General features: G+C 72.6%; 1 protein-coding gene and 2 pseudogenes. All 3 read left to right on the top strand.

What is annotated here, in order from left to right; all coding sequences use genetic code 11:
- Positions 1-600, top strand: a pseudogene (locus AC6EI8_RS26055) (hypothetical protein); the annotation flags it as partial.
- Positions 601-646: 46 nt separating this feature from the next.
- On the top strand, positions 647-2,125 hold the full coding sequence (locus AC6EI8_RS26050) for a PelD GGDEF domain-containing protein (RefSeq protein WP_498383333.1): 1,479 nt from the start codon (positions 647-649) through the stop codon (positions 2,123-2,125).
- Positions 2,118-2,523, top strand: a pseudogene (locus tag AC6EI8_RS26045) (hypothetical protein); the annotation flags it as partial. The gene AC6EI8_RS26050 and the pseudogene AC6EI8_RS26045, both read left to right, overlap by 8 nt.

Genomic DNA, 2,523 nt, shown 5'->3' with positions numbered 1-2,523 from the left:
TTCGCCACCGCCATCGTGGCCGCGGTGACGATTTGTCTCGCGCTGATGTTCCCGCGCGAGCCGCTGCGCGAGCGGCTGCTCGGCGAAGGGCTGCATGCGGGCCGCTCGATGGATGGAGCGACGCTCGACTATCTGCGGGCCTGGCTGCGTGTCTCGCCGCCCGATGCCGCGCTGGTGGCGGAGCTGGCCGAGCAATTTGCGCGCGAGGGCCGGCTGGAGGACGCCGAAACGCTGCTGGCCGGAATAGATTCCTCCGTGACCGATGAGGTCGCGCTGCCGATGCTGCGTGCACGGCTCGATGTGGCGCGCCAACGGGCCAATGCCGCCGCGGCCGACATGCCGGCCCGCCAGCGGTATCGGTCCGAGCAGCGCACGCTGCTGCGGCAGGCCGCGGCCATGCCGGCAGCGCCTTCGGACCTGATTGCCTTCGCGGCGCAGGCGCGCGCGCTCGGCGCCGACGATCTGGAAGTCGCCTTCTATCGCGCCCTCGCGTGCCCGAAGCCTGCGCACGCCGCCCTTGCCGGGCGTCGTCACCCGGTCGCCCCGGTGCGGTCCGAATGGCGTGAAGCGCGGGAGAACCCGCGGCGGGTGCGCGGTTGATGCCGCGCACGCTGACAGCAGGCAAGTGTTGGATCCGGAGAAGCGAATGAGTGCAACGGCGATGGGCGACCGGCGCGCGGCCGCGGGCACGATCGGTCCGATCCACCGGGCGGACGATGTCCGTGCGGCATGGCTGGCGCCCGCCATGGGCGCCGGCAATGCCCGCGGCGCCGTGCTGGAACTGACCGTGCTGATGACCGCGGCGATGGCGCTGTGCTATGCGGCGATGCCCGGCAATCCCTTGCTGCTCGACCTGGGCTTTCCCTGGGCCTGGCTGTTGCCGCTGGTACTGGCGCTGCGCTACGGCACGCTGGCCGGCATCGGCGCGGCGCTGATGCTGCTCGGCGGCTGGTTCCTGTTCCACCGGATCGGCGCCCAGCCCGGGGCGTTTCCGCGACCGTTCTTCATCGGCGGCACGCTGCTGGTGCTGTTGGCCGGACAGTTCGGCGACGTTTGCGCCAGCCGGCTGGCGCGCCAGCGTTCGATCCACCGCTATCTCGACGAACGCCTGGCGGCGCTGACCAGGCAGCACTATCTGCTGCGCATCTCGCATGCTCGGCTCGAAAGCGATCTGCTGGCCCGGCCCACCACGCTGCGCGATACGCTGGCCCGGCTGCGCGCGGCGACCGCCGAGCAGGCCGGGGTCGAGCCGCAATTGGCGGCGGTACGCGGCGAGCGCGTGCCGCCCCGGCCCCTGGCCGCGGCGGCACCGATGATGCAACTGGCCGCGCAGGCCTGTCAGCTCGAGGCCGCGGCGCTTTATCGCTGCGACGGCGAGCGGGTGTTGCCGAAAGCCGCGGCGACGGTCGGACCGGGCTGCAGGCTCGATGCCGGCGATCCGCTGCTGCGGCGCTGTCTGCAGACCCGTCAGCTGGCGCATCGCCGCGCTGATGGCGGCGATGGCGGCGATGGCGTGCACAGCCGCTACCTCGCCGTGGCACCGGTACTGGCCGGTCCCGATCGCCTGCTCGGCGTGCTGGTCATCGAGCGCATGCCGTTCCTCGCGCTGCATCACGACAACCTCGAACTGCTGCTGGTGCTGCTTGGCTATTACGCCGACGGCGTCGAGCATGCCGAGGCGGCGCGCGCGGTCGAGCGCGTGCTGCCCGACTGCCCGCACGAGTTCGCGCTGGACTATGCGCGGCTGGCGCGACTGCGGCGCGAGGCAGGCATCGCCAGCACCGTCGTGGCGCTGGCCTTCGGCGCCGACGAGCACAGCGCCGACTGGTTCGAACAAGCCGTGCGCAGCCGCCGCGCGCTCGATCTGGGGTGGGCCTGCGAGGGCGGCCCGCAACGCGTGCTGACGACGCTGATGCCGCTGGCCGATGGCGAGGCCGCGTCCGGCTATCTGCTGCGGATCGAACGGATGCTGCAGGCGCAGTTCGGCATCGATTTCGAACGGGGACGGATCGGCATCCATACTCTGCCGGTGCCCGCCGATGGCGATCCCGAACCGCTGCGCCGCCTGCTGCAGCGCTGCCAGGGCGGCGCCGCGCGGGGGCTGTCCGGGAGCGACGATGCTTGAGGCCCTGCTTGCCGTCGCCGGCGGCGCGGTGCAACTGGCCGCGCTGGCGGTGCTGCCGCACGGCAACGGCGCGACCGAGGCAACCGGCGCGCTGCTGGCGTATCTGGGCATGCAGGCGCTGGCGGCCGCGTTGCTGGCGATACCGCTGCAGCGCCTGCTGTCCCGGCACGTTCGCATGCCGTCCCGCGTGGCCTCCCGCGTGGCCTCGCGCACGACGTCGGCGTATCTGTTCGTCGCCGGCGCGCTGGTTCCGCTGGGCGGCCTGCTGGTCGTGCTGCCCGGCATGGCGCTGGCCAGGCTCGGGCATCGTACGCCGGCCATCGGCGGCATGGCTTCCGTGGCGCTGCCCGAGTTCGCGGGCGCAATGGGGGCCTGCGTTCCTGATCGGCCGGCGAATC

This window comes from Cupriavidus sp. R6-3 (genome assembly GCF_059772245.1).
The sequence above is the reverse complement of the archived record's forward strand: the minus strand, read 5'-3'. Positions and strand labels throughout refer to the sequence as shown.

Coding starts and splice junctions, on each gene's coding strand:
- AC6EI8_RS26050 (WP_498383333.1), top strand. CDS start 647: ATGAGTGCAACGGCGATGGGCGACCGGCGCGCGGCCGCGGGCACGATC.